This is a genomic window from Brevibacterium sp. S111 (assembly GCF_004745075.1).
Lineage (GTDB): Bacteria > Actinomycetota > Actinomycetes > Actinomycetales > Brevibacteriaceae > Brevibacterium.
This window is the reverse complement of the sequence record NZ_RHFH01000008.1, coordinates 18,867-43,817: the sequence shown is the minus strand read 5'-3', so window position 1 is coordinate 43,817 and position 24,951 is coordinate 18,867. Positions and strand designations below refer to the sequence as shown.

22 protein-coding genes are annotated in these 24,951 nt (G+C 67.3%); 5 read left to right on the top strand and 17 right to left on the bottom strand.

The window, feature by feature from the left end; all coding sequences use genetic code 11:
- The first annotated feature begins 39 nt into the window (after positions 1 to 39).
- The 3 genes from EB836_RS10550 to EB836_RS10540 all read left to right on the top strand — a co-directional run bounded on the left by EB836_RS10550 (position 40) and on the right by EB836_RS10540 (position 4,442).
- Complete coding sequence (locus tag EB836_RS10550) at positions 40 to 1,194, top strand: helix-turn-helix domain-containing protein (protein ID WP_135540175.1); 1,155 nt, start codon at positions 40 to 42, stop codon at positions 1,192 to 1,194.
- 141 nt (positions 1,195 to 1,335) lie between these two features.
- Positions 1,336 to 2,967: a class I adenylate-forming enzyme family protein gene (locus EB836_RS10545; RefSeq protein ID WP_135540173.1), complete on the top strand. Its 1,632-nt coding sequence runs from the start codon at positions 1,336 to 1,338 to the stop codon at positions 2,965 to 2,967.
- A gap of 137 nt (positions 2,968 to 3,104) precedes the next feature.
- On the top strand, positions 3,105 to 4,442 hold the full coding sequence (locus tag EB836_RS10540; protein ID WP_135540171.1) for an MFS transporter: 1,338 nt from the start codon (positions 3,105 to 3,107) through the stop codon (positions 4,440 to 4,442).
- 143 nt (positions 4,443 to 4,585) lie between these two features.
- Here EB836_RS10540 and EB836_RS10535 read toward each other — a convergent pair whose 3' ends face one another.
- The 4 genes from EB836_RS10535 to EB836_RS10520 all read right to left on the bottom strand — a co-directional run bounded on the left by EB836_RS10535 (position 4,586) and on the right by EB836_RS10520 (position 9,275).
- Complete coding sequence (locus EB836_RS10535; RefSeq protein WP_135540169.1) at positions 4,586 to 5,635, bottom strand: homocysteine S-methyltransferase family protein; 1,050 nt, start codon at positions 5,633 to 5,635, stop codon at positions 4,586 to 4,588.
- Between the two features lie 239 nt (positions 5,636 to 5,874).
- Positions 5,875 to 7,374, bottom strand: coding sequence for an acyltransferase family protein (locus tag EB836_RS10530; protein ID WP_135540167.1), 1,500 nt, complete (start codon positions 7,372 to 7,374; stop codon positions 5,875 to 5,877).
- 113 nt (positions 7,375 to 7,487) lie between these two features.
- Positions 7,488 to 7,838: a TraR/DksA C4-type zinc finger protein gene (locus EB836_RS10525; protein WP_240689847.1), complete on the bottom strand. Its 351-nt coding sequence runs from the start codon at positions 7,836 to 7,838 to the stop codon at positions 7,488 to 7,490.
- Complete coding sequence (locus EB836_RS10520) at positions 7,839 to 9,275, bottom strand: ATP-binding cassette domain-containing protein (protein ID WP_240689845.1); 1,437 nt, start codon at positions 9,273 to 9,275, stop codon at positions 7,839 to 7,841.
- On the opposite strand from EB836_RS10520, the gene EB836_RS10515 reads away from it, so the two are divergent.
- Entirely contained in the window at positions 9,269 to 10,831 is a 1,563-nt protein-coding gene (locus tag EB836_RS10515) for a recombinase family protein (protein WP_135540166.1), read from the top strand. The two genes, EB836_RS10520 and EB836_RS10515, sit on opposite strands and share 7 nt — an antisense overlap.
- A gap of 108 nt (positions 10,832 to 10,939) precedes the next feature.
- Here EB836_RS10515 and EB836_RS10510 read toward each other — a convergent pair whose 3' ends face one another.
- The 4 genes from EB836_RS10510 to EB836_RS10495 form a co-directional block, all read right to left on the bottom strand.
- Entirely contained in the window at positions 10,940 to 11,557 is a 618-nt protein-coding gene (locus EB836_RS10510; protein WP_135540163.1) for a hypothetical protein, read from the bottom strand.
- A 17-nt stretch (positions 11,558 to 11,574) separates the two neighbouring features.
- A complete protein-coding gene (locus EB836_RS10505) occupies positions 11,575 to 12,150 on the bottom strand; it encodes a single-stranded DNA-binding protein (protein WP_135540162.1) in 576 nt (191 codons plus the stop codon).
- Between the two features lie 87 nt (positions 12,151 to 12,237).
- Entirely contained in the window at positions 12,238 to 14,022 is a 1,785-nt protein-coding gene (locus tag EB836_RS10500) for a TraM recognition domain-containing protein (RefSeq protein WP_135540160.1), read from the bottom strand.
- Complete coding sequence (locus tag EB836_RS10495) at positions 14,019 to 14,528, bottom strand: hypothetical protein (protein WP_135540158.1); 510 nt, start codon at positions 14,526 to 14,528, stop codon at positions 14,019 to 14,021. Before EB836_RS10495 ends, EB836_RS10500 begins: the two co-directional genes overlap by 4 nt.
- A gap of 116 nt (positions 14,529 to 14,644) precedes the next feature.
- Here EB836_RS10495 and EB836_RS10490 point away from each other — a divergent pair, with 116 nt between their 5' ends.
- The gene (locus EB836_RS10490) at positions 14,645 to 15,010 is read left to right on the top strand and encodes a hypothetical protein (protein WP_135540156.1); all 366 of its coding nucleotides are present in this window, start codon (positions 14,645 to 14,647) and stop codon (positions 15,008 to 15,010) included.
- A gap of 113 nt (positions 15,011 to 15,123) precedes the next feature.
- Here the strand turns inward: EB836_RS10490 and EB836_RS10485 are convergent, their stop codons facing one another.
- The 9 genes from EB836_RS10485 to EB836_RS10440 form a co-directional block, all read right to left on the bottom strand.
- On the bottom strand, positions 15,124 to 16,608 hold the full coding sequence (locus EB836_RS10485) for an ATP-binding protein (protein WP_135540154.1): 1,485 nt from the start codon (positions 16,606 to 16,608) through the stop codon (positions 15,124 to 15,126).
- A gap of 120 nt (positions 16,609 to 16,728) precedes the next feature.
- Positions 16,729 to 17,679: a hypothetical protein gene (locus tag EB836_RS18175; protein ID WP_167854427.1), complete on the bottom strand. Its 951-nt coding sequence runs from the start codon at positions 17,677 to 17,679 to the stop codon at positions 16,729 to 16,731.
- Between the two features lie 61 nt (positions 17,680 to 17,740).
- Complete coding sequence (locus tag EB836_RS10470) at positions 17,741 to 19,222, bottom strand: PrgI family protein (RefSeq protein ID WP_205683352.1); 1,482 nt, start codon at positions 19,220 to 19,222, stop codon at positions 17,741 to 17,743.
- Positions 19,223 to 19,227: 5 nt separating this feature from the next.
- Complete coding sequence (locus EB836_RS18285) at positions 19,228 to 20,664, bottom strand: conjugal transfer protein TrbL (RefSeq protein ID WP_205683351.1); 1,437 nt, start codon at positions 20,662 to 20,664, stop codon at positions 19,228 to 19,230.
- A gap of 41 nt (positions 20,665 to 20,705) precedes the next feature.
- A complete protein-coding gene (locus EB836_RS10460; RefSeq protein WP_135540150.1) occupies positions 20,706 to 21,032 on the bottom strand; it encodes a DUF6112 family protein in 327 nt (108 codons plus the stop codon).
- 130 nt (positions 21,033 to 21,162) lie between these two features.
- Positions 21,163 to 21,429 carry a DUF6112 family protein gene (locus EB836_RS10455; RefSeq protein WP_135540148.1) on the bottom strand — a complete coding sequence of 89 codons (267 nt, stop codon included), beginning with the start codon at positions 21,427 to 21,429 and terminating at the stop codon, positions 21,163 to 21,165.
- Positions 21,429 to 23,078, bottom strand: coding sequence for a M23 family metallopeptidase (locus EB836_RS10450; protein ID WP_135540146.1), 1,650 nt, complete (start codon positions 23,076 to 23,078; stop codon positions 21,429 to 21,431). The genes EB836_RS10455 and EB836_RS10450 overlap by 1 nt, the downstream gene beginning before the upstream one ends.
- 23 nt (positions 23,079 to 23,101) lie before the next feature.
- Positions 23,102 to 23,782: a hypothetical protein gene (locus tag EB836_RS10445; protein ID WP_135540144.1), complete on the bottom strand. Its 681-nt coding sequence runs from the start codon at positions 23,780 to 23,782 to the stop codon at positions 23,102 to 23,104.
- A gap of 60 nt (positions 23,783 to 23,842) precedes the next feature.
- Complete coding sequence (locus tag EB836_RS10440; protein ID WP_135540142.1) at positions 23,843 to 24,931, bottom strand: ParB N-terminal domain-containing protein; 1,089 nt, start codon at positions 24,929 to 24,931, stop codon at positions 23,843 to 23,845.
- Between the last annotated feature and the right edge of the window lie 20 nt (positions 24,932 to 24,951).

Genomic DNA, 24,951 nt, shown 5'->3' with positions numbered 1-24,951 from the left:
TTCAGCAGCCACCGGTCGTCCTATCATGGTTGAGATTTAGTGGCCGCCGGCCTTGCACAGGTCGCCCAGAAGGTGAAGGACCTCGACGACGCGATTGCCGACAGTGCCGCCGATCGGATCTATTCCGAGATGGCCAGCTATGTCGACGTGCCGCGTAATCAGCTGCTCGCATCCGTGCGCACGAACGCGGCACGTGCGGTCGAGGTCCTCACCACCGGCGTCATCGCCGAGGCGGAGGAAGTGCCCGAATCGCGGGCGACCACGCGCGCCCGGATCGACCAGAATGTCCCCATCGAGGACATCATCCGGGCATATCGCATCAGCCTCAACGTCGTTCATGAGGCATTCATCGCCGAGGCGGCCGCCCAGGAGCTCGAACCGCAGGTGACCTTGGAAGGGTCGACCCTGCTGTGGCAGCTCGGCGATTGGTTCACAACCGGAGCGGCCGCGGAGTTCCGCTATAGGGCGGGGGCCGCCGCGCTGCGCGAATCCTTCGCTGTCAGCTCCCTCATCCGTAGTCTCATGGAATCCGAGGACCCGGGACCAGAGGCCCTGCTCAAAGCACGTCGCTACGGACTTGACTTCGATCGCGACTACGCCGTCATTATCTGCGCCGCGCCGGGTGAAGGCGGAAGCGTCCGCGGATTCGGTCATGGCGAGCCGAGCGTCGAATCCCTGCAAGCGGCGGGTTCGGACGGCAGGCGACCGGCAGTGGTCGCACAGATGGATGCGCGCATCATAGGTATCGTGGCTCGCACCCCTAGGACCGTCTCGGTGCCGGTGGCCATCGGTCCCTTCGTCCCGCTGTCACGGATCACGGAATCTGCCCGGATCTGCGAGAACGTGTGGACGATCGCCCACCGGGGAGCGCTGGGGGTCCACTCCTTGACCGATCTCACGTGGCAGGTGGCAATACCTGGGCAGGCTGACCTCAACAGTCACCTCATCGACCGTTTCGTCCTCCCGCTGCGCCCGGACACCGCAGTCGGTGCCGATGTGCTCGAAACGGTCCGCACGTGGATCAGGACGTTGATGAACGTGAAGAAGACGGCCGAGATGCTGCACGTGCACGAGAACACCGTGCGCTACCGGCTTCAGCGCTTCCGCGACACGGTCGGCATCGCTGAACTCGGGACGAAAGAGCTGTTGGACATCACGTGGGCGCTGGCCGCGTTCGACATCGACGAATCTTGAACCCGATTCGAGTTTAGAGAGAACTCCAAAAGCGGGCCAGATCTTTCAGAGACCTCACCGTTCATTCGTGAGCTGACGCGTGCGACGATTGTCACATTCTGCAAATCAGACCACCGTCAATGACGACAACGGAGCTCACCAGTGACATCATCGCACCATTTCTCATCGGCTGAGAACGACTCGACTTTCGCACAGCTGTGGACGGCAGCTGTCCGTGAGGCGGCCGAGCGAGAGTTCCTCCTCTTTCGAGACAGGTCCGGCGAGGTCACCGCGTGGACATACCGCGAATTCGACTGGATCGTCGATCAGACGGCGGCCGCATTGACAGGTCACGGGGTTCATTCCGGCGCCGCGATCCACCTGTGCCTGAAGAATTGCCCGGGATTCATTGCGATCTGGCTGGCCGCAGCGCGAATCGGTGCCTGGATCGTCCCCGTCGACCCCGCTTCGGCGAAGAACGACATCAATACTCAGATCTCGAGGGTCGCCCCGGTACTCGGGATCTGTAGCGTGGAACGCGCTGATATCTACCGGCAAGGCTCCGCCGCCCAGCCCCAGTTGCCGATCCTTGAGCTCTCTGAAACCGCAGCCGATCTCGTACCCGGGACGCCGCTGTTGCAGACTCCGACCGCAACGACCTATCTGGACGAAGAACGGCCGAACGTTGATCTCGATGACGCCAATAGGGTTGAGCCTGCATCCGAGGACAGGCTCGCGGTGATGTTCACCTCAGGTACCACCTCGCAGCCCAAGGGAGTCGTACTCACCCATGCGAACTACCTCGAGGTCGCCGAACGCATGGCCGCGGCCGCAGATCTGCAAGCCCACCACCGGTGGTACGTGACCCTGCCGTTGTTCCACGCGAACGCGCAATATTACTGTTTCTCCTCGGCCATCCGCGCGGGTGCCTCGGTGGCGCTGACCGCGGACTTCTCAGCCAGTCGCTGGGTCGAATGGGCGCGGGAACTCGAGGTCACTCACGCCAGCCTCTTCGCTGCTCCGATCCGGATGATCCTCGCCCGCACGCCCGCTGAGCAGACACCGGCCGAACTCGAACACGTCTGGTATGCACAGAATCTCGCTCCCGACCATCACGAGCAGTTCGCCGAGCTCGTCAGCGTCGCCGCTCGGCAACTGTACGGGATGACGGAGACAATCGCGATCGTCAGTTACGACCGATCGGTTCCACCGCGCTGCGATGTCATCGGACAGCCGCTCGAAGGCCGACGTGTCGACCTACTCGACCCACTCACCAGGCAGCCCGTCGATACGGGCGAGAGCGGCATGATCGCGGTCGCCGGCAATCGCGGGAAGGATCTGTTCCTCGAGTACCTCGACGACCCGGCGACCACAGACATGGCCTTCCACACAGGGGCTGACGGAACTGAATGGCTGCTCACAGGTGATCTCGCCCGACGTGACGAGGACGGAGTCCTCTCGTTCGTCGGCCGCGTCGACGACGTCATCAAGGTCTCGGGAGAGAACGTCAGCCTCACTGAGATCGAAGCCGCACTCGCCCAGGCCCCAGGCGTGCTAGAGGTCGCTGTCATCGCTGTGCCGGACCCGATCCGCGACGTGGTCCCACACGCCTACGTCGTCGCTGCCGATTCCAGTGCCGGAGTCGACCTCGGCAAGCTGGCGCATTGGGCAGAGGAGAACCTTGCCCCAGCCGCCCGACCTCGCGAGTGGCACGTTCTCGACGAGCTGCCGCGGACGAGCGTAGGCAAGATCCGCCGTTTCAAGATCGGAGCGCAGTCGAAGCACGCGTCCTGACCCCAGACCACATTTCGGTACCACGTGTGAAGAACCACCACGTGGAAACTAACACCACTAGTGACGCTCCACCGCTGTGTGTACAACGACGGCACACATCATTTCAGCGCAACGATGCGCGAGAGAAGGGAACAGCAATGGCTGAAATCACAATCACCGAGGCAGACGGGCTCCGTCGCAGGAGAGCTTTCGTCGGCGCCGTCACCGGACATGTGATCGAATGGTACGACTATGGGATCTACGGATTCCTCGCTGTGTACATGGGACAGCTCTTCTTCGCCTCGGAAGACCCGACGATCTCTCTGCTGAGCAGCTTCGCAGTTTTTGCTCTCAGCTTCTTCATCCGGCCTCTCGGGGGATTGGTCTTCGGGCCGATGGCAGATCGCATCGGACGCAAGCAGACTCTGCTCATCGTGCTCATCTGCATGGCCGGCTCTACCTGCCTTATCGGCCTACTGCCCACCTACGCCACCATCGGTCTCGCCGCTCCAATCCTGCTGGTGCTGTTGCGCTGCATCCAAGGATTCTCCGCCGGAGGCGAAATCGGCACGGTGACGAGCTTCATCGCCGAATACGCCGGTCCCGGCAAGCGTGGCCACTCGACGAGTTGGCTTATGACCACGGCAGTCCTCGGGCTGCTGCTCGGCAGCCTTGTGGCCAATGGCATGTCGGCGGTCCTCGGGGAAGCGGCGATGCTGGCGTGGGGCTGGCGGATCCCATTCCTCTTCGCAGGTGTCTTGGGCATGATCGCCATCTACATCCGCCTCAAGCTCGAAGACAGCCCGGAGTTCCTCGCGATCGTCGCTGCCGGAGAGAGTTCGAAAGCACCACTTCGTGAAACCATGACCTGGGGTCGCGCGCTCATGCTCGTGTTCTGCATCATCACCGTCCACGCTTCGATCTTCTACCTCGTGCTCACCTACGCTTCGACGTTCCTTGGTGAGATGCTTCAGTTCTCCGGCACCGTGCGCTTCTGGTTCATCATCTCTGCGTGCGTGCTCGCAGCGGCTGTGATGCCGATCGGCGGAATCATGTCGGACAAATGGGGCCGCAAGCCCGTGCTGCTTGTTTCTGGAGTCGCGGCGACATTGTCGATGCTATGGTTCTTCCTGGCCGCTCCCGGTGCAACGCCGGTGAGCTTCTTCTTCCCACTCATAGCGTGCGCACTGTCGTTCGGGTTCTACGCCTCGTCGACATACGCGACGATGACCGAGCTGTTGCCCACCAAGATCCGGTCGACCGGCATCGCTGTCGCCTACAATCTTCCCGTCGCGATCTTCGGTGGCAGCGCACCGCTCATCGCTGCCTGGTTCATCTCAGCGACAGGTGATATTACCTCGCCATGGTACTTCTTCGTCGGTACCGGTGTGGTGTCACTTGCGGCTTTGCTCGTCCTCCGCCGTGATGACTTTACAAAAGCTGAACAGGTGCAGGCGATTTCTGCGAACCAAAAAGCAGTCACCGAGGTCGCTTGATCGCCGAGTACCACGCACCGCTAGCGCCATCGCCTCCGCGTAGTCGCACAGGATACAGTCAGCGCCGTAACCTCCCGTAGCGTCGAGAGGTTACGGCGCTGACTGTATGTATTGGCCCTAATGGTGAGCGATGCTCCAAGGCCTCAGGCAGTGTCTCCGAGGGCCACGACGTTGTCGGCGAGCCGTTCGTTGCTGCCGTACATGAAGTGGTTGGCCATGTTCTCGGAGAAGCGGCTCGCATCGGTGGTCAGTCCGACCGCCTCGGCGACCTCGCGGATGTGCATCGGGGTCGCGCCGCAGCACACTCCGATGTAGTTGACGCCCAGGTCGTAGGCTTCCTTGGCGAACGCGCCGATCTCGTAGCGGTTGGTCTGCAGGGGATCAAGAGCGGTGGGGAACGTGCGTCCGTGCGGGGAGGCCACCTCGGCGGGGGAGTCGGAGAGGTTGAAGAACGTCGGCTCGTCCTCCGTGGTGCGGTAGGGGATCGGCAGGGCGCCGACGTGACAGGACACGGCCGAGCGGATCTCCCTCAGCCACGGCAGCATCGTGACGGGACCGCGGAAGCAGTTGAGGCCGACGACGTCGACGCCGAGCTGTTCGAGCCGCTGCGCGGTCTCGACGATCCCGACCCCGTCGGCCATCTCCTGGAAGGCCATCGGGGCGAGCGTGAGGACGACGGGCAGGCCGCTGGCCTTGGCGGTCTCGGCGGCGGCGATGGCCTCACCGGCGAAGTAGAAGGTCTCGCCGATGATGAGGTCGGCACCTTCCTCGACCGCCCAGGCGACCATTTCGGCGAACATCGCCCGCACCTCGGCCTGCTTGGACTCGTCGGCGGGGTCCCAGATGTTCGAGTTCGAAATGTTGCCGGCCATGAAGTTCCCGGGCTTGGCGTCGGCTACCGACCGGGCGATCTGGAGGGCGGCGCGGTTGAGCGGTTCGAGCAGATCTTCCTTGCCGATCACGCGCATCTTCTCGCGGTGCCCGTTGTAGGTGAAGGCCTCGACGATGTCGGAGCCGGCCCGCTGGAAGTCGACGTGGAGGGAGCGCAGGGCGTCGGGGAACTCGAGGGCCACCTCGGGGACGAACTCGCCGGCAGACAGATATCCGCGCTTCTCGAGCTCGAACAGGAAGCCTTCCGCGCAGATCACGGGGCCGGCATCGAGGCGTTGGGTCAGGGCGTTGGTCGCGGTCATGGGAACTCCGAATCGATGGTGGGGGATCGTCCACGTCCGGGCGGCGACCCGAACTCTGGTATCACACCATCAACCGCCTCTGCGGCGTGTGTCACATCGACATATTCCGACGTCCGACGACCCGAAACGTCAATGAACATGGTCCCCACGCCGAGGCGGGGCTGCCCTCGCCGAGGCGGTGCCGTCCTCCCGATGACCGCGGAGTTCGCGTGATCGGTGGGTTCACCGCACCCGTGCGCTCAGCGGTCGTCGTCCGGAGGGGTGCTGAGATAGACGGGCAGGCGGCGGTAGCGCACGGCACGCTGGGCGGTGCCGGCGGGGACTTCCTGCGTGGATTCGTAGGTTGCGTTGTTCTGCGGCACCTGGTGCGAGCCCGGCAGCCGATACTGCTCGGCTCCGGCGGGAGGGGAGACCTCCTGATACACGTGCGGCTGCCCGTCGTGCTGTCCCGGCTGATGGTCAGAGCCGGGGAAGTGCTGAACGGGGGACTGTTCGAAACCGACCGAATGCGCATAGCCGGTGCCCGGCTGAGGCTGGAGGCCGAGGCCCTGCCGGTCCGGTCCGTCGCCCTCGCTGTAGGCGTCGCCCGGGTAGCTGCCGTAGGCGGCCGCGCCCTGATCGGCACCCTCGAGGTGAGCGCCGCTGTGACCGGCACCCTCGAGGGAAGCCCCGCCGTGACCAGCACCGGCACCGGCACCAACACTGGAACCGGCAGAATCACTGCGGCCGGTGCGCTCCGACTTCGGTCGCAGGAACGGGAAAGGTGCGAGGATCAGTGCCGTCGCGGTCGAGGCGTACCAGCGCAGGGCGCGTTCGAACGGAGTCCACGCGAGCACGCCCGTCCACACCACGGCCAGGGCCAGGCAGATGAGCAGGACGAAGGCGTCGTGGAGGACATCGCGGCTGCCGTCGAGGACCGGTTGGAGACCGCGGACGACGAAGCCGTGGAGGACGTAGACGGCCAGGCTGTGCTTGCCGATCATGGCGATGGTGTCCTTGGTGTTGCTCAGCCACGACAGCAGCGCCAGGGTCATAAGCACGGCACCGATGTCCATGATGAGACGCAGACCCACACCTTCGGGGACGCTGACATGGAAGTGGGCGAAGTTGAGGCTGCCGTAGAACCACTTGTAGTCGATCTGGTCGAAGTAGAAGTAGCCGATCGTGGCCAGGGCGGCGGCGCTGAAGCCGATCTTCTGCCAGATCGCCAGCCCTCCGGCCCATTCGATGATCTGCTTGCCGTAGAGCTTGCCGATGACGAAGAAGGGCCAGAACGCCATCGTTCGTGCCGCGGAGAGTTCGGTGTCGAGGATCGGCAGCATCCCGCCGAAGAGTCCCAGAACCAGGGAGGCGACGAGCATCGTGCGGGGGAAGCGTTCGATGAAGGGGACCGTGATCATCCACCAGGCCATGGACAGCAGGAACCACGTGTACCAGAACGGGGTGAGGAAGCTGTAGTCCGGATCGAGCCCGAAGAGCCACATCCACGCCCACATCAGCGGCAGCACCGACGCGAGCAGGACGAAGTAGGTGAGCACCCGTTCCGCCAACCTGTTCGACTTCGCCGTGATCCCGGCGAGGAAGACGAACGCCGGCATGTGGAACATGTAGATGAAGTACATCGGTGCGCCCAGGATCGGCGACTCCCATGGGGAAGTCCTGGCGAGGAGGTGGCCCAGAACCACCAGGAAGATGAGTATTCCCTTGGCGCGGTCGATGCGATAGTCCCGTGATGACACGCCGATACACTACCGCACCCGGCCGGATATGGGGAAAGTTCAGACCGTCGCCGAGGCGGTCGCCCGGTCGTGTGCGACGGTGCACTCGTGCGTGCGAACGGGGATGGAAACGACTAGCCGCGGGCGGCGCAGTTCACGCATTTGGCCGCGTAGGGGCGGGCCTCCAGCCGCGCCTCGGCGATGGGCTCACCGCAGTCGACGCAGATCCCGAACGTGCCCGCGGCGAGGCGGTGATGCGCCTCGGCGATCTCCTCGAGGCGATTCTCGGACTGTTCGAGCAGGGTCGCGGCCTGCGACCGTTCGAAGGCGAGCGTCGCCCCTTCCGGATCGTGCTCGTCGTCGCTGTTGTCGCCCTCACGAGCGGCCGAGACCTCATCGATTCCCTGAGTCAGACGGTCGATGAGCGCCTGCGTCTCCGCCCGCTCCGCCTCGAGCAGGTCTCGCATCGTCGCTTCGTCGACCACTCAGGCCTCGAGAGCTTCGGACGCTTCGAGCCAGCGCATTTCGAGTTCGTCGAGTTCGTCCTGAGACTCGGAGATCGCAGCCGTGAGCTTGGCCAGTCCCTCGAAATCGGTCTGGTCGTGGGCGGCCATCTCCTCGTGCTTCTTCGCGATCTGAGTGTTCAGCTTTTCCATCCGCCGCTCGATCGACGACAGTTCCTTCTTCGCCGCGCGGGCCTCGGCACCGGTGAGTTTCGCCGAGGAGGCCGACCCCTCCGTCGCCGAGGCGGCCCCACCGGAACCGGTCCCGCCGGCTCCCGATGCGGCCCCGTTCGAGGCCGATCCCGAACCGCTCGCACCACCGGTGCGGGCCTGCTCGGCCCGCAGCCGCAGGTACTCCTCGACGCCTCCGGGGACATGACGCAGCCCCTGATCGAGGATCGCGTACTGCTGGTCGGTGACACGTTCGAGCAGGTAGCGGTCGTGGGAGACGACGATGAGGGTGCCCGGCCAGGAATCGAGGAGATCCTCCATCGCCGCGAGCATGTCCGAATCCACATCGTTCGTCGGCTCGTCGAGGATGATGACATTCGGTTCTGCCATGAGCAGCAGCAGAAGCTGGAGGCGACGTTTCTGCCCACCGGAGAGCTCCTTGACCCGAGCGGAGAGATGCTCTTTGGCGAAGCCGAGTCGCTCGAGCAGCTGGGCCGGTGTGTAGTCCTTGCCTTCGATGGTGAAGTTCGTCTTCGACTCCGCGAGGACCTCACGCACCCGGGACTCCGCAATCCGGGCGAGGTCCTTGAACTGCTGGTCGAGGACGCCGACCTGGACGGTCTTGCCGCGCTTGACCCGACCGGAATCGGGCTCGACCTCTCCGGAGATGAGATTGAGCAGCGTCGACTTGCCGGCACCGTTGGGCCCGAGGATGCCGGTGCGCTCACCGGGGCCGATGCGCCATGTGACCTCATCGAGGATGACGTCGTCGCCGAAACTCTTGGACACGTGGAGGAGGTCGACGACATCCTTGCCCAGACGCGCGGTGGCCATCTTCTTCAGCTCGATGGGGTTGCGCACCTCGGGGACGTCGGCGATGAGCTGATTGGCCGCCTCGATGCGGAACTTCGGCTTCGAGGTCCGGGCCGGAGCGCCGCGACGCAGCCACGCGAGTTCCTTGCGCATGAGGTTCTGACGTTTGGCCTCTGTGGCCGCGGCGATTCGATCGCGTTCGACGCGCTGGAGGATATAGGCGGCATACCCGCCTTCGAAGGGTTCGACGATGCGGTCGTGGACCTCCCAGGTCTTCGAGCACACCTCGTCGAGGAACCACCGGTCGTGGGTGACCAGCAGCAGAGCACCGGCATTCTTCGGCCACCGGTTCTTCATGTGCCGCGCCAGCCAGGCGATGCCGTCGACGTCGAGGTGGTTCGTCGGCTCACCCAGCAATTCGATGGCAGATGCCAAGGGAGCACCTGTCAGTCATGGAGACGCAATCACTTACCCGACCGCCTGCCTCCGAGGTCAACGCGCTCATCTACACGCGAGCCTCGATGGATCGCCATTACCTCATGCGATCGACCGATGACCAAGAGACGGACTGCCGTGCCTGGTGCGCTCAGGAGAAGTGGGGAGTCGCGAAGGTCATCACCGATGCCAACCGGTCCGCGTCGAGGTGGCGCACCCGCGAACGCGAGGGTTTCGAGGAGGCCTTGCAACTGATCGCGTCGAAGGAGTACGACGCGTTCGTGACGTGGGAGCCCTCGCGTGCGGGCCGTGAGCTGCTGGCCTACGTGCAGCTGCGCGCCGCCTGCCAGGAGGCGGGGGTTCTGTATCTGACCAAGGGCCGCGTCTACGATTTCTCGCGCCACGATGACAGCTTCATGATGGGGCTGGAGTTCCTGAGCGCCGAGAAGGATGCGGCGATCATCCGTGACCGGCAGTTGCGCACAGTGCGGCTGAACGCGCAGAAGGGTCGCCCGCACGGGCGGCTCCCTTACGGGTACCGGAGGGTCTACGACGAGCAGACGCGTGCTCTCGTGCGTCAGGAGATCGACCCGGAGAAGGCCGCGATCATCGTCTCAGCGGTTGACGAGATCCTCGATGGCGGGTCGATCAACCAGATCGTGACTCGCCTCAATCGGGCGGGCGTGCCCACGCCGATGAAGCCGACTTCTGAGCACTCGCGTGGTTGGACAACCGCCACGATCCGGCAGATCATCAAGAGCCCCACGATCGCCGGGCTGCGCATGTACCAGGGCGAGGTGATCGGCGAGGCGGACTGGCCCGCGATCATCCCGATGAAGAAGTGGGAGAAGGTCAATCATCTCCTCGATGACCGGGCCCGGCGCACCCGCTATGTTCCCGAGGACAACCCCAGCCATCCGCGCTGGCTGCTGACGTTCGTCGCGAGGTGCGGGTACTGCCTGCATCCGCTGGTGCGGATTCACGGGACGAAAGTACGCAGGCGCACCGGGTTGCGCTCTGACAACTACAGCTGCGGACGCCCCGGCTGCCGCAGGGTCAGCATCGACATGCGCAACACCGACGCCTATGTCACGGGCGTGCTGCTGGGATGGTTGTCGAAGCCGGAGAGCTTGGCGGTGATCGTCGGCCCGGAGGAGGACTGGAATGAACGGGTCCGCGAGGCCGAGGAGCATGCCGCTGCGCTGCGTGCGCGGCTTGACGAGGCGGCGAGTGAGTACGCCGAGGGTCGGATCAGCATGTCGATGCTCACCAGCATCGAACGCAGGCTTGTTCCGGAGATCGAGCGTGCGGCGAAGGCTGCGGTTCCTCCCGTGACCGACAAGGGGCTGCTCTCGTTCATTCAGGAGAGCGACCTGGAGGCGGCGTGGGAGCGTCTTGAGCTGGTCGAGAAGCGGCGGTTGCTGAAGATGCTGCTGGATATTCGTGTGGAGAAGGCCACCCAGGTGGGGCCGTTCTTCAATCCGGACCGGATCAAGATCACGCCTCGCTACTCGGTTCCCGAGACGTATCAGTGGAAGCGAGCAGAATCGTCCTGACCGCTGCGCCCTGTCGCTCGGTCGGCGGCAGGAACGATGCGCCGAGCTCTCGCCCCTGCTCACGAAGCCGCGAGAGCTCGGCGTTCACGTCTTGTGCTGTCGTGGTGCTCACGGCAGTTCCCCGGTTCGTGCGTCGGCGCCGGCGTAGAAGGCGTCTTCGGCGGCGCGGCGTTCGGCGACCTGTTCGGCGACGTACTCGACGAAGTCGCGGTCGCGGTCGGCGACGAACACGTCCTCCACAGGGTCGGCGGGGTCCTCGCCGGGCCAGGTCGTCTGCCTCGTGGGTCGGTCGCGGTCCAGGCGTGTGCCGGAGGCGGCGACCCATTCGCGCAGCCGCTGTCGAGCGTCGGCGAAGTCGCGGTGCCAGCCGAACGGGGCGGAGCCGGTCTGCTCGGGGTGGTAGGCGCAGAGCCAGTGCAGATGCAGGCTGCTGAGTTCCCACAGCAGTTCGTCGTGTCGGTGCCAGAACGGCGGGATCACGCTGGCGGGGAGCCCGTAGGTGCGGCGGATGGTCTCGACCCACCGGTTGAGCGCGTACCACTCCTTTTCGAGCTCGTCGGCGCGCAGCAGATACCAGTTCACCGGATGCGGCGGGCCGGGTTCTTCCTCCTCCTCACCGTCATATCCCTCCTCGTCGTACTCGTCGTCGAGGTCGAGGTCGTCATCGGGGGTCTCGTCGGTCTGCGGCCGGTCAGGATCGGTCTGGTTGAACGTCGGTTCGGTCATGATCGTGGCTCCCTTCCTCACAGGCCCATCGCCGGCGGCTGCCGATCTGACCGGTGCTCCGGCGGGGCGAACGCGGCCGGTGCCTCACGCTCGGGCGTCTGACGCTCGGCTGCCTGCGGCTGTGCGGGGGTCTCGCCTCCGGCGAGTCGGCGTGAAGCGGCCTCGCGTTCGGCGGCGGGGCGCTGGGCCTGCTCGCGGCGTGGGGTGCGGTCGACCTCGTAGTCGGTGTGGGCCATGTTGTGACCGAACGCGGTGGCGACGAACCGCTGCTTCATCTGCCCCGTGCTCTTGCTGCGGTAGTCCTCCATGCGCCCCTCGGCGATGAAGAAGTCGTTCTTTTCATAGTTCTTGTACGCACGGACGGCGACGCCCTTGTAGGCCACGAGATCGTGATAGGTGTTCGGCAGCCGCGTGTAGGTGCCGTCGTCCTCGTAGCGCCAGTGGCGCTGCTCGACCTTCGCGTAGAACTTCGCCTTGCCCGTCTGCGTGGTGCCCAGAGTCGGCTCGGATGTGATGCGACCTTTGAAGGACTCGCGCACATCCGCCTGCGGCTCGGGCTCCCGGCCTGGTCCAGGGTGTTCTTGTTCGGCCATCGTGCTGCTCCTGTCTGATGGGGACGGTCACAGGTGGTGTCGTCCGCTGTGCCAGCCAGGTGCACGACGGCGATCCGATCCGACCTGTCAGGGGCGGTCGGGGCGGCGCAGCAGAGACTCGATCTCTTCGCGATCCGCTTTCAACCGCGCGGCATCTGGGTGGGCCGGCCAGGCGCGCAGGTCGGTCACGATGGGCGGAGCAGCGCGCAGCAGAGTGACCGCGGTGCCGAAAGCGAGGGTGCGGATGCGGTCTGGCGGGAAGATCGCCACTCGGCGCACCGACCGCTGGTTCTGGCGGGTGCCGTGATCGCCCAAGGTGACGCTGTCGGTGTACTCATCCCGCTCGCCGATCAAGGTGCTCAGGTCCTGGAGGTCTTTGGAGCTGGAGGCGCCACCGAGGATGATCTTCACGATGCTCGCATCCCAGATCGCGTTGGCCTGGTTCTCGTTCCACCGGTCGCGAGCCTGCGCGAGCGACTGCAAGACCGGCATGCAGGTGATCCCCGTGCCGCCTCCTTCCGCCATCAAGATCGGCAACGAGGGCAGCGGGGCGAGGTTCGCGATCTCGTCCAGGGCAAGCAGCAGCGGCGGGTCCAGCCTCGCACCGGGCGACCGGGCGGCGATCCGGCGGGCGGTCTCCACGAGGTCTTCGACCAGCGCCGCCACCAGTGCCGCGCTGGCTCCGGCTCCGGCGCCGGTGGCCAGAAGGAACAGGGTGCCTTTGTCGCGGATGAACCTCTCGGGGTCGAAGTCCTCACCGGGGCCGGGACTGACCGCGTCGAGCACCCTGGGGTCGGCCAGGGCTCCGAGCGCCAAGGAGACGCCTTGCCAGATCGAGTCGCGGGTCCTGGGGTCGGCATCGATCATCGATTCCAGCGAGTCCGCCCACCCGGTCGCCGCATCGGGTGAGTTGGTGAGGATCGCGACAGCCTCCGCCGCGGCGGAGGGATCGAGCGTCCAGCGGAACAGTTCGGCCGGTGAGCGGTCATCCAGGGCCGCAGCGTGCAGGAGGGCCTGGAGCGCGGTGCGGGTCTTGCCTTCCCAGAACCCACCGGACTCGACCCCGCCAGCCGAGAGACCGGTGGCCGAGGCGAGACCGGTGGCGCGGATCATCGCGGTGAGCGGATCGTGACAGCCACGGATGGGTGACCAGCGCATCCCCGCCGGCAATCCCTCGGCGAGATGCTGGGGGTCGAACACCGCGACCGGCCCGACGCGTTTGCGGGCGCGCAGACAGGCAGTGAGGTTGTCGGGGCGGGTGCTGGTGACCACGGCCGCGCCGGGCGCATCGAGGATCGCGGGGATCACGATGTGCAGGCCCTTGCCGCTTCGGGGCGGTCCGATGAGCAGAATCGAGTCTTCCACCGATGCCCAGACCTCCCGGCCCCGGCTGGTGCCGATCCGGTAGCCCACGTCTGCCGGCTCGGGCTTGTCCAGCGAGGGCCGCAGGTTCCGGGCGCGTTTCAGTAGAGCCGTCGAGGAAGCGGTGGCAGCGACCTCGTGGCGGGTCGCGATGCCGGCGGTGGTGTGCGGGTCGGTCGAGGCTTTGCGCGCATGCCTTCGCAGCCGCATCCAGACCCAGCAGCCCCCGGCGACCAGGCCGGCAAGCAGCACCGCGGCCACGGCCCAGTACGCGAACGGATGCAACCCTGGGGCATCGAGCGCGCCGGCGGGATCGCCCGGCCGGAACAGCACCCCGATCCCGGCGGCAGGCCCGGCCGCCGGTTGCGCCACGCCGGTGAGGAACGTCGCCACCGACCCGGCGCCGCGCAGGACGAGCGCGAGGCCGAACACCCCGACCAGGGCAATCATCGCGGCGTTGGTCAGCTCGTCGCCGAAGCTGCCGGTCTGCCGGCCCTGCGGGGTACTCATGGCAGCCTCCGGGTCACGACGGTGCCGGAGATGCGCCCGACCAGCACCACCTCACCGACCCCTTTGACCTGCTTCGGTTCAAGGACGGCGCGGGCGGTGCCGTGCGGGGTGGCGTCGGTGTGCGAGACGATGACGCAGCAGGCCACGTCCTCGCCGGCGACGAATCCCTCGCCGGTGATCTCGATGAGCGCAGGCGACGCCGGCTTGTCCTTCTTCCGCTTCGGCGCGGGCTCGGCTGCCGGCTCGGGGCGGGGTGACCGGGCCGGGAGGAGTTCGGTGAAGCTCGTGCCGTCGGCCTCGTGCACCTCGACCCGCACCGGCACGGTGCGCTCATCGCTGGCGTGGTCGATGATCTGCGGGAACGACGCCCGCACCCATGCCCCCTCCTCGGGCAGGTACGAGGCGCCGTCGATGGTGACGGTCATCGACCCGTCGGTCTGGATGTCGAGGATCACGGTGCGCATCGATACCGGCGCAGGCTCGGGCTGGGTGGCGTGTCGTCTCATGCCGCCCAGGTGCACCGCCCGCGCCCGCGCATGCCGCCCCCAGGCTGGGCATCGCGCTGGACGCGATCCTACCGGGCCACTACCCGGTGGGCGTTGATCGTCCTAGAGTCGAAGTCATGGACGTCGCAACGACCCGAGACGAGGAAGTAGCCCGCACTCTGGCCAGCAGGGCGTTCTCCCGGCACATGGCCTTCGACGCCATCGGTTCAGTCGACGCCGAAGCGATGGACCTGATCCGGCAGGCTGTCCTCCGCGCCTGGGAACAGGCGGGCTCCCCGCCTGGCGCGCTCCGCCGGGCTGCGGTCCTCAGCGCGGAGCTTCCCCGATTGATCGCCGAGAACCAGGCTCCCGCCGATCTGGAGACCGAGGGCATCTCCCGCGAGCGGGAGACCGTCGTCGCCGAACAGGCCTCCGCGCTTCTCGCCGTACTCGCAGCCGAGATCGACCCGGCACCCGCTCACGATTCGCCGCCGCCGCGATAGCCGGCCCCGGCAAGTGAGAAAGCACCTTCCCCGAACATCCGCTTTCGACTAGTCTGTCAACATCATCGACCGCAGAAATTTCCCGCCGAAACCTTCAGAAATAGCGCGAACTTTTAGCTTTTCTCGACCATACGTCTGGTGGTGTCGAAGAGCTCGTATTCGGCCGGGTGGAGCTGGTGCTGAACGACGAAGGATCGGTCCTTGATCCGCCACAGCCCTTGCCCGGTGCCCAGCGTCGGCAGCAGTTCGCGTTCGGTGCCGGTGAGTCCGAGGGTCTTGGCGGTGGTGCCGAGCTGGTCGGACTCCTGCCGGTAGATGATCCTCGACTCCGCATTGGCGAGCAGGGAGTTGGCGAGCGATCTCATGGCCGATCCCTGGTCGCCGACGTTCTCCAGGTCGGTGAGCTTGTGGAAGATCAGCATGTTGCTGATGCCGTAGGCGCGGGCAAGCCTCCAGTGCGCATCCATCCTTTTCAACAGCGCCGGCTCGCTCATCAGCCGCCAGGCTTCGTCGTAGATGCACCAGCGCTGCCCGCCGTTCGGGTCCAGCAGCGCCGACTCCATCCACGCGCTCGAACAGGTCATCAGCACCGATACGAGGGTGGAGTTCTCCGTGACGCGGGAAAGATCGAGAGAGACCATCGGCAGCGTCGGATCGAACACCTCCGTGCTGGGGCCGTCGAATAACCCGGACAGATCACCGGCGACGAGTCGGCGCAGCGCGTGGCCCACGATCCGTCCGTCCTCGGCCAGGCGCCCGTCGGGGTCGTTGGAGGGGTGCAGCAGATGGTTGACGACCATCGGCAGGATCGGCACCGTGTTCTCACGCACGGTCTCGGTCAAAGCGGTGTCGATCGCGGTGTGCTCTAACGGTGACATCGATCGGGCCAGCACCGTCTCCGTCAACGCTCCGATCAGATCGCGGCGGCGTGATGCGACGGTGGTTTCCCATTCGGCGTCGCTGAGCCCGCTGGGCCGGTATCCCTCATCGAGCGGGTTGAGCCTGGTGGGCAGGCCGTGGCCGAGCTGGATCGCCCGGCCTCCGACCGCTCGGGCGATCTCGGTGTGCTCGCCCTTCGGATCACCGGGCACATACACGCGCCGGCCGAATGGCAGGCTCCTGGTGTAGAGCGACTTCGCCAGCGAGGACTTCCCCGAACCGACGATGCCGGCGAGCACCAGGTTCGGGGCGGTGATGACCCCGGCCTGGTACAGCACCCACGGGTCGTAGACGAAGCTTCCTCCCGAGTAGAGGTCTTGGCCGACGAACACGCCCGCAGCACCGAGGCCGCCTTCGGCGAGGAACGGGTACTGTGCCGCGAGCGTTGCGGAGGTGTCCTGGTGCCGCGGCAGCCGGAACCGGACCGGCGATCTCAGCGCGGCCGGGCCGGGCTCTCCCGCGGCGGGCAGGTACCGGGTGGCCCTGCGTTCGGCACGCTCGGCGGCGGTTTTGGCTTTCGCCTCGGCCATCTCCTGCCGCTTCTGCTCGGCCTGGAGCTTCGCGGCGGCCTGGCGGCGCTGCTTGCGCAGCCGGCGCCGCTCCGCTGCCGGAGCGACCAGCACCGCGGTATGCAGACGTTCCTTTTCGTATGTGGGCATCGGCGACCTTCCCAGACGGGTGCGAACACGGTGATGCGGCCAAGGTGCACCAGGCCGACCCCGGAACGCGGCGATGCCGCCGACCCGCTGGGGATCGACGGCACCACGAACCGGGGTGACTCAGAGGCCGAGGCCGCGATCGCGTTTGACGGCCGCGACTCCGGGATGGGCGAACCAGGACCCGTCCGTCTCCGGCATCGGCGGCTCGCCTTTCGCCGTGTGCGCGGGCCTCTGGTGCCCGCGGGCGACGGGATCGCGAGGCCCAGTGGCCCGTCTTGATAGCGCCGCTGCGGCACCGGTCGCCGCGCCGGCACCCATCGCGGCTCCTGCGCCTGCCGCGCCACCGGCGACACCGCCTGCACCCTGGGCCGGGGCGGTCGGTGCGGGCGCGGGGGTCTCGGCGTCGAGGCTGTCTTCGGGCGGGATCGGGTGGCGGCGGTAGAGGCCGACATGCCCCATGTCGGGGTTGTAGGTCATCGTGTACTCGCCCGAGGTCGCCTCTTTGTCGAGCGCGGCCACCGGTGGCGTGTCGTAGACGTAGCCGTTCTCCATCGCCGCGTCCGTGGTCTCGGCGCCGTAGTCGTAACCGGCCAGGTGCTCGATCGCGGCGTCGGGGCCGTCACGGTCGATCAGCCACAGCACCTCGTCAGCCTCGCCGCCTTGGAGGAACACGACGTTCACCCACCGCGACACCGGGGCCTCCGCCTGAACCGCGTCCACGGCGGCGGGGTGCCAGGCGATGCGTCCGGCAGCCTGCGAGGCGGCGTTCAGCCGCTCCTCGGCCAGGCCGAGCACGCGGGCGGCTCGGCTCAGCTCGACCGCGGTCTCGCTGGCGTCACGAACGCCGGCGGCCTGGTCGCCGTGATCGTCGAAGGCCCGGCCGTCGGGCTCGGCATGGATGCGGGCGAGCTGGTCGAGGACCTGCTCGAACCGGCGGGCCGCGGCAAGCAGGTCGCCGATCACCCCGTAAGCGTCTTCGGGGTGGGTGAAGTCGCGGCTGGCGTGGGCCAGGCCGCGTAGCGCCTCCGATGCTTCGCTGGCGTCGGCGACAGGGTCGTAGAACGTGGGCATGACGGGCCTCCCGGATGATGAACGGTCACGGATGCCCAGCAGGTGCACCCCGGCGACCGGGTCAGATGTGGCGGGCCAGGGGCAGGGCGGCGGCGGTGAACGCCGCGGCCTGCTGCCCGACCAGCCGCCTGGTCTCGCAGGAGGCCTGGATCGCGGCCTGCTCGACCGCCGAGACCGCCGCGTCCAGCTCCTCGGTCGTCGGCGCGGAGACGGCGATGAGTCCGGAAGGACGCAGCACCCCGTGTCCGGCGGTCAGATCGGCCTCCTGTTGCAGCACGTCTTCGTATTCGGCGGTCTGGCTCGCGTCCTCGATCTGACCGATCCGTCGCCGCTGTGCCGCGTCGGAGATGTGCTCCACTTTCTTCTTGCGGATGTCGCGGGCGGCCTGATCGGTGCGCATCGGGGTGTAGAGCAGCGACAGCGCCCGTCCGATCCCGGAGGAGAGCACCAGCGGGGCCAGGAATCCTGGGAAGACCAGCGAGCGGGGCCACTCGCTGATCCAGAGCACGACGTGACGAGCCGAATCGGTGCGCAGGCTCGTCCAGGACTCGTTCACCGCCACCGGTCCGGCCGTCGCCAAAGACTGACCGAGCTCGCCGTGGCGCTCCAGCGTGGCCGCGACCGCAGGATCGTAGGCGCTGCGAAGGGTCACCGCGATCTGGCCCGGTGTCAGCCACCCGGTCGGGGTGAGGTCCGCGGACCGTAGCGCGGCGGTCAGGGTGCCCATCTCCTGCCGCAGCACCCCGGCGGCCCCGCGCAGGCCACCGCCGGCGGTCCGGATCTGACGGGCGGCGGCCTTCATGTCCAGCGACAGCGAGATGGTGGTCGCATGACGTTCCCCGGCGGGGCCGGCCCGGTCGATGAGTTCTTGGTAGGTGGTCGAGGCCCACGAGTCATCCTGCGTGCCGTGGGCGGCCCACCACTCCGCTAAGCCGGTGCCCGAGTCCGGCAGGGTCCTCTCCAGCACTTGGAGGGTCGCGATCCGCCCCGACCGGCACACGGTCGCCAGCACCCGCCCCCAGGACGTGACCCGGCGATGCTGCTCGGCCGGGTCCAGCAGCACGAACGCGGGATGCCGTACCTGGCACACCACCGTCAACGTGCCCTGATGGGGGTCGTGGATCATCCCGGCTCCCGTCTCGGGGTCCAGATGTTCGCGCAGCCTGGCCATGTCGCCGGGCAGCGCGAGCGTTCCCGCCGGCCGGGGCGCCACGATCCGGCGCCGATACAGCAGCTGGCCGCCCGTGGTGCGCCAGAGCCACCAGCCGGCCACGGGTATCCATTCCACGAGCGGACGGCCCGCGATGCGCATCCAGGTCAGCACGATCGAGAGCATCCAGACCGGTGCGGTGTAGGCGATAAGCATCCCGCCGCCGGCGTAGAACGCGCCCACCAGGGCCAGGACGCCCACGCCCAGGGCCGCGAGCTGCGAGGCGGACAGTCCCAACAACACGCCGCGGCGCGTCAAGCGGGAGAACTTCACCGGCACCAACTCGGTGCCCGTGCTCGTGCCGGCGTCCTCGATGCTGTGTTTTGTGCTCACAGGTCTCACTCCTTCCCGCCCGCCGGCGGCTTAGCGTCACCGCCGGCTGGAGGCGGGTTCGGGCCAGACGGGGCGTGGGGCTGCGGATTCTGATGCGGGGGCGCCTGCGAGGCAGGCGACCCACCGCTGCCGCCGCCACTGCTGTCGGTGTTCTGGTTGGCGCCGTCGGTGGCGGCCTCGGCCTGAGAGCCGACGGCCTTCCCGGCCTCCGGGCCGGCGGTGGCGGCCTTCTTGGCGACCTCCGCGCCGATCACCACGGCCGCGGCGGGTCCTGCTGCGGCCCCGGCTCCGGCGGCAGAACCACCAGCGCCCGCGCCCGCCCCTGCGCCGGCTCCCGCGCCGGCGCCGCCGCCGGGAGGTGGTGGGGTGCCGCCACCCCCTCCGCCACCGGGCGGGGGCGGGTTCCCGCCGCCTCCACCGCCGCCGGGTGGGGGCGGATCGTCACCGCCGCCTCCGCCTCCCTTGTTGTTGCCGTCGTCGAGGACCTTCTTCGGTCCGTCGCCCTGCGGCTTGGCGGGGACCGGCACCGGCCGGTTCATCGCGTTCTTGGCTTCTTGTTCGCTCCCCATGGCGTTGTAGAGGTCGAAGCCGAGGAACGCGATGACGCGGTATACCATGTACGGGGCGAACGCGGCGATCGCGAGCATCACGATCCCGGTGATCGGCTCGGTGATCGCGGTCAGGTCCGCCTCGATGGGGGTCGCCATCTGGGTGATCGCGATGAGGAACACCACGACCAGCACGAGCTTGCTGATGATCAGGGCGAGGACGAACGCGGCCCATTTGCCGATCCACCCGCGGGTGGCATCCCACGCCGCCCCCGCGAACGCCAAAGGCGCGAGCACGATGGCGATCAGCAGCAGCGCCTTTCTGATCAGCAAGCTGAACCAGACGATCGCGATCGCGGCGACCATCAGCCCGCCCAGGAAGATCGTGACGATCGCGCCGACGCCGGGGGCGGAGACGTTGATGGCGGTCAGCCCGGCGGCCAGCAGGATGATCTTGTCGCCCATCGACTCGGTGGTCTCCCCGGCGGCCTGGACGATCCCGGTGGTCAGCTGATCGGTGATCTCCAGTGCGAGGGCGGCCAGGGTGATGACCACGAACGATCCGAGCACGGCTTTCCCCGCCCCGAGTGCCGCCCGGCTCAGGGCGATGGGGTCTCGGCGGATCAGGCCGAGGATGAGCTGGAAGCAGAAGAAGATCAGGATGATGAACACCCCGATCCCGAACAGCAGGTTGTAGACGGACACGTAGCCGTCTTGGGTGACATCGACCATCGTGGTGGTGTCGAACACCGTCCACATCGCCTCCAGTAGCCAACCCGCCGCCCCGCCGACGGCTTGGGCGAACCAGTCGAACGGTGCAGAGATCAGCGACGCAGCGGCCTCACCGGCGGAATCGCAGACATTGGAGATGACGGGGATATCGCACAGCGCCATCGCAAACCTCCCTTACAGAGCAGGGTCGACGCGAGTCGGTTTCAGACGCTTTGGCCGACGTTCCAGAAGAAATTGATCAATGTGACGCTCGCGCCGCAGATCACCGCCGCACCGCAGGAGATCAGAACGCCGATCTTTCCCCTCCCGCTCAAATGCGGATTCGAGGAATTGGAGCCGAAACCCCACACGATCGCGGAGACGATCAATGCCAAGACGCTGAGAATCAGGCCGACGGTCATGATCGCGCCGACGATGGTGCGCAGTTGGTCGATTCCGGGTAGCCCCGAGTCATTGGGGTTGATGTCGATCTCGGCCGGGATGACCGGCACGAGGCTGGCGGCTTCGGTGACGAGGGTCAGGATGGTCATGGCAGGGCGCTCCTTTGTGGCTACGGCGAGAGAGGGGTTCTCGCGATCAGGTGCACCCGCCTTCCCAGACACGCAGAAGCGCCCGCCCCCGGCGAGCCGGGAAGGAGCGCGATGCCGCCAAGTGGCGGGGTCAGAGCTGCTGGCCGACGCCGATGAGCCAGTTCATCCACGCGACCCCGCCGCCGGCGAGGATCGCCGCCCCCAGGGCGACGAGCACGCCGGTGCGGGACTTGCCGGCGGCGGCGTAGTTCCCCGTCGAGGAGGCGATGGCCCAGATGATGCCCGATACGATGAGCATCAGCACCGCGATCACCAGCACGAACGTCAACAATGCTCCGATGACCTCTTCCAGGTCACCGATCCCGGCCAGGCCCTCGAAATCGGGGAAAACGCCCATCAGGAATCACCGCCCGAATCAGCGACGGTCACATGGAGGTGGTCTTCATGACGGGTCGTGATATCGGTGCCGTGGGCGTAGTCGCGCCACCCTTCCGAATCGCGGGCGAGGGACCAGATCTTGTCCTGCCAGATGAGATAGTCCACCCCGAGGGCCTCGGCATGGTCTTTCATCCAATTCGTGACCTCCCATCCGTATTCGAGCTGCTGTGGGGTGGGCATCTGGCCGATGGCATTGCCGAAAGCCAGGTCGCACGCCCGCCCGAGCGGATGCTCCGAGACCGTGCCGGGGCGGGGTGAGTAGCAGGCCCACGTCGTCTCGGGGAACGCCGCGGCCGTCTGCTCATACAGGTGGAGGGTGCGGCGGGTGATCTGCCCGTCCGTGGTCGGGTCATCGACCAGCTCGTCCGGGTTCTCGCCCTCGAACGGGTCCGGCTCGCCGCCCTGGCCGCCCTCGCCCTCTGGGTCGCAGCCGTTCTCGGGTGGGCCGACCTCGGCCTCGGGCAGATCGGCGGCGTCGTTGGCGTTGAGCCACTGCGCCGGGTCGATGTGCTCCCCGTCGGTGCCGCCGTCGCGGACCTCGAAATGCAGGTGGGGGCCGGTGGACATGCCCGAGCTGCCGACATCAGCGATGTGCTGCCCGGCCGTCACCTGGTCGCCGGCAGCGACATGGATGCCATCGGCCCAGGAATGGATGTACGCCGTCGCCACGGTCGCGCCGTCGATCTGGTGTTCGATGACGACCTGCCCGCCCCACTGGTCGGAGTATTCGGCGACGGTCACCGTTCCATCCGCGGCCGCCAGGATCGCGGTGCCGTCGGGGGCCGAGAAGTCCGTTCCCGTATGGAAGGACTGCTCCCCGGTGATCGGGTGGGTGCGCGGCCCGAACTCGTCGGTGAGCACCCAGGTGCCTTCCGGCAACGGGAACACCACCCGCGAGGACTCCGCCAACGGGTTCGCCGGCGCGGCCTGCGCGACCGGGGTGGCCGTGGCGGGACCGCCGGCGCCGGCGAGGGCGGCGATGATCTGTTCGGCGACGGGCTCGTAGTTGTCGTACCTGTCCGGGTACGCGGAGACTTCCACGCTCTGCGCCGCTTCGCCTTTGCCCATGTCCTGCCAACCGGGAATGTTCAGCAGACCGCGCGGCGAGGGATGATTCGGCCCGGTCGGGCCGCCGAAGAAGGCCTCCGCCTGGTAGGTCGTGTCCATGAGCTCTTCGACCGAGCCCCATCCGGCCTGTGGCCGCATCTGGAACAGGCCCAAGGAGTCGTTGTCGCTGCCGTCGCCGTCGTTGGGGTAATCCGCCGACTCCGGGTAGACGCTGGTGTTGGACAGCTGTCGCAGCGTCGATTCGGTCAGCGCCGCCATCAGCGCGATGATGATCCCGTCGCGCCCGACCCCCTCGATGCCCGAGCCGGTCTCGATGATCGTGGCCGCGTGGGTCAGCTGCTGCTGGTTCAGGGTGAACGTCTCCCCGTCGCGGGTTTCCACGTCGAGCTCGTCGGGGACCTCTCCGACGATGATGTTCCCGCCAGGGACGGTGCACGTCGCGGTGGCGGCGGGGTTCATCAGCAGCCCGATCCCCACCAGCGACATGAACGGTGCGGCGAGCACCAGCGCGAGCAGGGCGATGGCGAGCTTCTTCAACACGACGACACTCCTCTCCTTCCGGGTCAGCGCAGGGGGTTGTCCAGCTCGGACAGCCGCAGCAGATGGCAGGTGTCGTAGGCGGGCTCACAGATCACAAACACGGTGAACCTCACCTCGTGCTCGCTGGTGACGTCCTCGTCGTTCCAGACCCCGGCTCGGTGACGGACGCCCTCGATCGTGATCGCCGTGGTGCCCTGGGTCAGTTGCCCCGGTCGCGCCTGCGCCTCGGCGTCCGCCCACGCCTCGGGCACGAACGAGTCGGTGATCTCCAGGTGCTGGGTGGTGGCGTACTGGCGCAGATCGCCCCATGTCTCCCGCGTGGGCAGGTAGGTGGCGATATCGGAGGCCAGCCCGGCCTGCTCGGTGCCGGTCGGGTCGGCGACCTCCATCAGCACCGCGGTGTAGTCCAGCGGCATGAACCCCGCCCCGGTATCCCACGCGAACAACGCTTCGGCGACGTTGCGGGCGAACACGTCCGGGTCGCTGCTGGCTCGCACCGGGGCGATCCGCTCGGGATAGGCGGGAGGAGGCTCTGAGGGCGCGGTCGCCGCCGGCGCATCGTCGTCGTCGGAGGGCGGCCCGGTTCGTGGCCCCAAGATCAGCCCGTAGACGCCGATCCCGGCGAGGAGCAGGACGGTCAGACCGGCAGCCAGCAGCACGATCAGACGCTGACGTGAGTGAGAGTCGGCAGAGGTAGTCTTCATGCCGCCCAGGTGCACCGGCCCTACCCCACGCGACAGTGGCGCCGGGCGAGAGTCCGCGATCTAGAGGGCGCGAAGATGCCGCCGCGAGGGCACGGTCTCGCCTGTGGTCTCGGTCTCGGCAGTGGTCTCGGTCTCGACAGACCCGCCGCCGGGACCGGCATCGGTGCTGTCCTCGACGTGCCCTGCCTCGGCTTGTCCGGTGTCGGTGGTGAGGAGGGTGCGCAGGCGGGCGGCGAACGCGGCCGTGCCTTCGGCTACATCCAGGAAGATCGTGGCCTGCTCCTCTGTGAGCTCTCCGGCGAGCTCGCCTGCGTCGTAGTGGTTCCACCATCCGGTCAACGAGGTCCAGGTCTGCACGAACGCGGCCACCGGCCACCGCCCCGGCACCTGCGCGGGCACCGCGGAGCCGGGCTTCTTCCGAGGTTTGCCCTCTCCTGAGGTCGTGACGCGGGCGACGGCGTCGGCGGCCATCGCGTGCAGCTCGGCTTGCCGGGCCTGCTCAGCCTCCGCCGCCGCGGCGCGCACCCGCTGGTAGGCCGGGTCGACCGGCCCGCCGGCCTCGATCTGCGCCAGGGCGGCGGCTGCCTGCTCCCGCAGCGGCTCGGGCTGCTGCGGGTCGTCGGCGATGCGCTGGACCTGGCTGATCTTCTCCAACGTCGCATGCGAGGCACCGCCGGGGATCATCGCCGCCGCCTGCTCGCGAGCCTTGCCTGCCGGCCCGTTCGACGGTGGTGCAAATTTTGCACCACCGTCACTTCCGGGCTGATGATCGGCGCTGAACTGGGAGGCGGCCTGCCGCCGGGCGGCGTCTTCGGCCATCAACTGCTTGAGCTCCCGGTAGAGGGCGGCGGCCTCGAGCTGGGTCAGCGGCTTGCGGTGCAGGTTCTCGTCCTGCTCGGCCAGCAGGTGCCCGAGCCTGTCCGAGAGGCCCGAGCGCACCCAGACGCTCACCTTCCGCCAGCCCAGCCGGCGGATCGCCTCCAGCCGGCGCCGCCCGCACACCAGCACCCCCTCGGGGGTCACGGTGATCGGCTGCAACAGGCCGTGCTCGTGGATCGAGGCCGCCAGCGCCTCGATCTCGCCGAGGTCGGTGCGGTGTCGGGCACCGACCTGGATCGAATCGACCGTGCGTTCCAGCTCGATACCCATTACCGCTCACCCCCGATCCT